Below are 6,381 nucleotides of genomic sequence, written 5' to 3'. Positions count from 1 at the left end.
AGATATAAACATAAAAAATAATTTAATTGCAGCACAAAATGCTGGATTGGTTGTTAGTTACGACTTAAATATTGCAGCTGGGAATAAGCAAGAGCTGAAGGGTAGTCTATTGCAGGCAACAGTAGGCACAATCAACTTAAAAGCGGGTTCAAATAATAGCAAAGGATTAATTAATATTCAGGATGGCACAGTCTGGGCAGGTGAAAATCTGAATTTAAACAGTTCAGGCGATATTGCGATAAAGAATATGGGGCTGGTTGCAGATAATGCAGTTAGTAAAGTCAAAAATATTAATGCCTATAGTGATCAAAATTTAACATGGGAACATACTGGCACAGCCTTATCCACATTAGCTGGAAAATTAGATTTACGCTCAACTGGAAAATTAGATATTTCAGGAACTCAATTTATTGCAAATGAAGGAATCAACTTATTCGGTAAAGAGTTGATGGTGAATAGTCAACTCAAAACAAATAAAGATATTAACCTGACAGCATCTGAAAACAATTTAAATTTAAACCAAGGAACAAATCTATCAGCTGGAACGGATATCAATGTCTCGGCTTTGAAAGGAAATATCAATACCAAGAATTTAAAAGCAGTTTCAGAGGCAGGGAAAGGTTCATTTATTGCATATGGTAATACCAATTTACAATCTGATTCAAATAGTATCTCCACCCAAGTTAAAGCAAAAAAAGGGATTACAATTGCCTCAATAGGTATAGGGGATGTCAATATAAAATTAGCCGAGCTTAGTTCTAGTGACGGTGGCGTAAAAGTCCAAAGTGACAAAAAAGTTGATATAAACAATACAAATATTAATGCAAAAGGAAATGTGGAAATATTTGCAAATCATAATTTGGTATTTAGTGGCGTAAATTCGAACTCTAATTCGCATACTGCAATCAATGGGAGTCGAATATTTTTTAATAGTTCCCCTGATGGTCTTGGTGTATCCCCTTTATTTTTAGATAATAGTACAAGTCAATTTAAGTCAGATGGACTTTTATCCGTAACCAGTAAAGATGGGTCTATTTTTGCACAAAACTTGAAACTTATAGGTGGTGCTACACTTATTGAATCTGGCTACTTCGTTGATAAAAAATCAGTTGAACTGAATGCGATTGGAAGTCAATTGCTTAGATCAGATGCAAAATTAAATAGCCTAGATGGTGATTTATCCTTACAGATCGATAATGGACTGAGAATAGATCCCAAAAGCATTAAATTAAATGCAACAGGTGATATTGATCTCATCTCTAAGAATGGGGCCACAACATTAGTGGGATATGGTGGGGCAAATGGTCGGGGTTCTGAGGAAGTCGTGAATCTAACTACAGCGAATGGCGGAATTACTTTAGAAGGCGAGTTTGTAATTTTAGAAGGCGCAAAATTAAACGCAAAAAAAGATATAAAAATCGTTGCAAATAGAGACCAAATCACAATAAACGGAATAAAAAACAAAGTCAGTAATTATGTAAGTACTAAACACATCAATGATGCAAATGCTGAAAAAGCTTTATTACAAGAGTCTATCAAGGCTATTCAGGCTGATTCTGATTATAAGTATGTGCTCAGTAAAAGAGATGTTGTGCTCTTTGTAAAAGATGCTAAAAAATTATTAGAATCACTTAATGATACTAAAGCAAATCTGGAGAAAAAATATCCTATCAAACTTGATATTAAATTAGAGTGGTCTACAGTAAGAACAAGTAAGATAAAAGTACAAGTTAATAATCAATTAGAGCAAAGAGTTGCAGATTTAGATAAGTTAGAGACCTTTTTAAATTCAGGCATCTATGGCGATGAGCATGTCGCAGCAGTTCTGAGCAGTGAAAACGGAAATATCAACTTGACTTCAGCCAGAGGAGTATCGATTAGTGGATCAGAATTGATAGCAAAAACAGGCCTCATCGATATAGAAGCTCAAGGTTTGCTATATGATCCTTATAAAATAACGACACAACAACCTAATGGTAAGTCTCAGCAAATTAACGCAAGTATTGTGATCGATGGTACTGTTGATTTATTTGAAAAAGGCAATCCAAATGATGGAAGATACACCTATGCGTCTAAAGTCAATCCTACAATACTAAATGCCTCAAAAGGGGTGAATATAAGAACTACAGGTAAAGCTAATGGGAACAACTTGGTTTTACAAGGGACGGGTATCACATCACAAAATGGAGATGTTAAGATTGAGTCATTTAAAAATATTTTATTCGATGCTGCACTTGAGCAAAGTTATGACAAATCAGGTTCACAGCAAATAAAAAGATCTTGGTTAGGACTTAAGAAAAAGTATATCAATACAAAAACTGTAAGTGAAAATCTAGCTGCTGCATCCGTTGATATTCAGGCTAAAAATATTTCGATTGAAAGTAAAGAAATTAATAATCCCAACAATAGTATTGATATTTACTCAGGAAAACTTGATGCTACAGGAAAAATTTCAATACGCTCAGGTGGAAATATAAATTTTTATACGGTTAATAGTTCATCCTCAACAATTAGCGATATCACAAAAGAGTCTTCGTTTGCGGGTATCAAATATAACGATTCTAAAACCAACTCAAGTCGTTCACAAATTTCGCAAATACCGGTGACATTAACCGCTGATTATATTGGGGTGAAGTCAGGCTTTGATACACGCTTAGTAGGTACAGAATTTAACTACCTCAGTGGAGCCCAAATAGAATCTGGTGGAAAAACTTTTATAGATCCAGCAATAACAAAAATTGAAGATATTGTTCAAAAGCAAAAGAAATCTATAGTTTGGCAATCAATGCAAGATAAAGGATCAGTTACTGAAACTGGAACATTACCCAGCTTTAATGGACCTACTCCACCTGTTTTTAAAGCAGATGGAGGGATAACTGTACAAATACCCGTAGGTGAGCGTGATCAGAATAAAGTACAAATTAGAGATGAAATATTAAGATTAGCAAACCAACCCGGTAATCAATACCTCAAAGACTTTGTGAACCGCAACGATGTTGATTGGAATAAAATTATTCTTGCTCAAAAGGGATGGGACTATAAGTCTCAAGGTTTAACCGGAGCAGCTGCTGCAATCATTGTGATTATTGTTGCAATTGTTACCTATGGGGCAGGTACTGCAGCCGCAGCAGGAACAGCGGCGGGTGGGACAGCAGCAGGAGGTACAACAGTTGGTTTGGGTGCCAGTATGATAGGTACAGCAGGTATCACAACAACAACAACAGCTGGCGTAACAACTATTGGTGTTTCGACATTAGGAACTATGGCAAATGCTGCTGTGGCTTCGATTGCAACACAAACGAGCATCAGCTTGATTAATAATGGTGGGGATGTCGCTGCAACATTTAAAGAGTTAGGTAGTAAGGAATATATAAAGAGTTTAGCGACTTCTGTTGTTACTGCTGGCGTAATTGATAAGCTTGGTGGCACAAACTTGATGTCTCAGTTAAAAGGTACAGGAATAACTGATCGGGTTGCTACAAATTTAATTAATTCAACAGCATCTGCATTAGTTAATTCGGGAATAAATGGGGGGAGTCTTTCAGATAATCTACAAACAGCCTTATTGACTGGTTTTGCAGATGCAATCCAAGGTTTTACAGCTGAAAATATTTCAGGTCTACAGAAGGGAACAAATTTAGATCTAGACTATGTTGTTCATAAAGTAGCTCATGCAGCAGCTGGTTGCGTGGCAGGAGCTATACAAAAAGACTGTGAGGCTGGAGCATTAGGAGCTTCACTTGGTGAGATTTTTGCACAAGCAATTACAGGAGATAAGTTTACTTATACTGATCAAGAGCTGATTAAAATAAAAAATATTAGTAAAGTTTTTGCTGCATCGGTTGCAGCTGCAGGTGGATATGATGTAAATATTGCTGCAAACTCTGCAGAAAATGCATTAACTAATAATTGGCTCGGAACACAGCAAAAATTTCAAAAAGATTTAGAATATGCTAAGGCTAATAGTTTAGGTGATGTGGCTGTATATGTTAAATATGGCAGTTTAGATAGTGTGCAAGATAAATTAACTAAGGCAGGATTTGCAGCAGGGGTAGTCTATTCTGCTGGTTCTGATGCAAAAGGTGTTGTAGAGGCAATACTCAGTCCAGTTGATACCTTTAATGGATTAAAATCTATAATCACTGATCCAGAAGTTAGGGCTCAGTTAAGTGACTCAGCCTTTGCTAGCTTAAATACAAAAATGCAAAGGATAGATAATAATTTAAAAACTGGCGGTTTATCACAAGCGAGTCAAGTAGGCTATGATTTAGGGACATTAACTTGGGAGGCTGCGGGATTACTTGTACTCGTCAAAGGGACTGCAACTGCAACTGCAAAATTAGGCACTGCTGGTATAAAAATTACACAAACTACAGCAACTGCAGCTAAAAATGCAGCGACTTATAATATGCCAGTCCTGACAGGAATGTCAGCCGTTCAATCACAAAAAATCATTAAAGCCATTCAAGTTCCTATTCTATTTAGAAAGTTCAATGATGTTGTATTAGACCCTAAACTACCAGATCCTGTGGCTGGGTATGATTATAAACCTCCAGTTTTAACTAACGGAACATCAAAAAATCAATATTCTCAAGTAAATGGTTATAAAACAGAATTATACTTAGCAAATGATGTTGCAAACCTACCAAACCAAGTGGTTTTAAAATATGGTGCAAAAGGGCATGGCTCAGACATTATCTCTGTTGATGTTAGTAATGGTAGCGTATACCTTTGGGATGCGAAATATCGAAGTGGAAAAGTAAACTTGAAGGAGGCATCAACTACTTTTACAAGTCCATCAGCTTTTGCTAACGTTAAGAAAGAAGCATTGGACTATATCCAAAAGTCTAACTTATCATCAGATGTAAAAATATTGGCTTTAAATAACATTAATTCAGGGACTTTCACAACTTACACTGTTGCGGCTGGGAACGTTAAAAACTCAGTAATTTATAGGTGTGTAAAAGGTGTGTGTAATTAATTCGGAGATTTTAAATGTTTGATCCAAAAAGAAATAAAGTGGTCTTTTTTGAGTTTACTTTAGGTTACATGCATCATATGACGACAAGTTCTGAGCCATTTCCTCTAGGAAATTCAGCTATTTATTTACTAGATCAAGTTATATCAGGGTACTTAGTTGATATAAAAAAAGATGTTGATATTTATCTACCTACAATACATAGATGGCTTGATATAGCAATTGAAAAAAAAGAGATTTTTGGTCAAGGTGATAGTCTAACATTTTATCACTCTCAATTAATTAAGAACAAAGCATTAGCACTATGGTTATCTAATACAGTTAATGCTGAGGAAGAGTGGGAAAAGTCTTTTCAATTTTGGTCAAAATTTGATGATCCAAATATTAATATTTATCCGAAAAGATCCCTTAAAACAGATTTTTTAGATGATTTTATGCAATTGTGTGTGCAATGTGAGCAATATCAAGCAGGTATAGATCGTTTTGAGCAATATCATGGAAAAAAAGAAATCTCTATTAAGCGTAAATTAACACCTCGAGAGTATGGATATTTATTATGTCTAAATCATTTAGAACCGAAATATACTCCTTTAGAACTTGCTGAGTGTGGTGTAAAAATGCTCAGTCGATATATGGAGGAGCCATGGCTGCGTATGGGACTTTATAGTTATGCTGCTACTTGGCTCAAAATAGTCTATTGGGATCATAAAGTTACGACGAATGCATTTGATACAATTAAAAAAGCCTATGAATGTATGCCAAATACAGAACCACTTTAATTAAATAAGCATTCAAATTATGATTTTTTAACTAAGTAGAGTACAAAAATGAATAAAACGTTATTCACTATATTTGCAACAACATTTCTTTTTACAGGATGTGCGTCTGTACCTGTTGCTAATCAGGAATTAACAGCATCAGCTAAACAATTTAAGCAACCTGACCAAGGAAAATCTGGGTTATATATTTACCGTACTGGTGGATTAGGTGCAGCACTTAAGAAAAATATCAAAATCAACGGTAACTGCATTGGTGAAACGGCGCCAAATGTTTTCTTTCATGAGGAAGTTCCAGGCGATCAGGAGTATACCATTTCAACTGAATCTGAATTTTCACCTAATGACCTTAATATTCAAGCTAAGAGTGGAGAGAATTATTTTATTAAACAGTATATGAGACCTGGTCTGGTGGTCGCTGGAGCAGGGCTAAAATTGGTTGATAATGTTGAAGGTCAGAAAGCTATAAAAAAATTAAATCTAGCCGAAAAGGGAACATGTAGCAAGTAGATTTTTCTCGTGGTGTTAAGTGGTTGATGGAAATTTGTTTACTAGTAACAATTAGATCTCATAGCAGATGTGCTTTTTGGTACTAGGCAGAAAAACTGATTGATTGTAGGTTGAATG

General features: G+C 35.4%; 3 protein-coding genes. All 3 read left to right on the top strand.

Annotated elements, in window-relative coordinates; genetic code table 11:
* Positions 1–109: 109 nt before the first annotated feature.
* Genes FY049_RS05510 through FY049_RS05500 form a run of 3 tightly spaced genes read left to right on the top strand, consistent with a single transcriptional unit; the run spans position 110 to position 6,264 of the window.
* Positions 110–4,981, top strand: coding sequence for a DUF637 domain-containing protein (locus FY049_RS05510; RefSeq protein ID WP_446083318.1), 4,872 nt, complete (start codon positions 110–112; stop codon positions 4,979–4,981).
* 14 nt (positions 4,982–4,995) lie between these two features.
* Positions 4,996–5,757 carry a hypothetical protein gene (locus FY049_RS05505; protein WP_446083317.1) on the top strand — a complete coding sequence of 254 codons (762 nt, stop codon included), beginning with the start codon at positions 4,996–4,998 and terminating at the stop codon, positions 5,755–5,757.
* A gap of 48 nt (positions 5,758–5,805) precedes the next feature.
* Complete coding sequence (locus FY049_RS05500) at positions 5,806–6,264, top strand: DUF2846 domain-containing protein (RefSeq protein ID WP_446083316.1); 459 nt, start codon at positions 5,806–5,808, stop codon at positions 6,262–6,264.
* Positions 6,265–6,381: the final 117 nt, after the last annotated feature.

The sequence above is a fragment of the Acinetobacter sp. 1125_18A genome (assembly GCF_052824985.1).
This window is presented reverse-complemented; position numbering and strand designations above follow the sequence as displayed.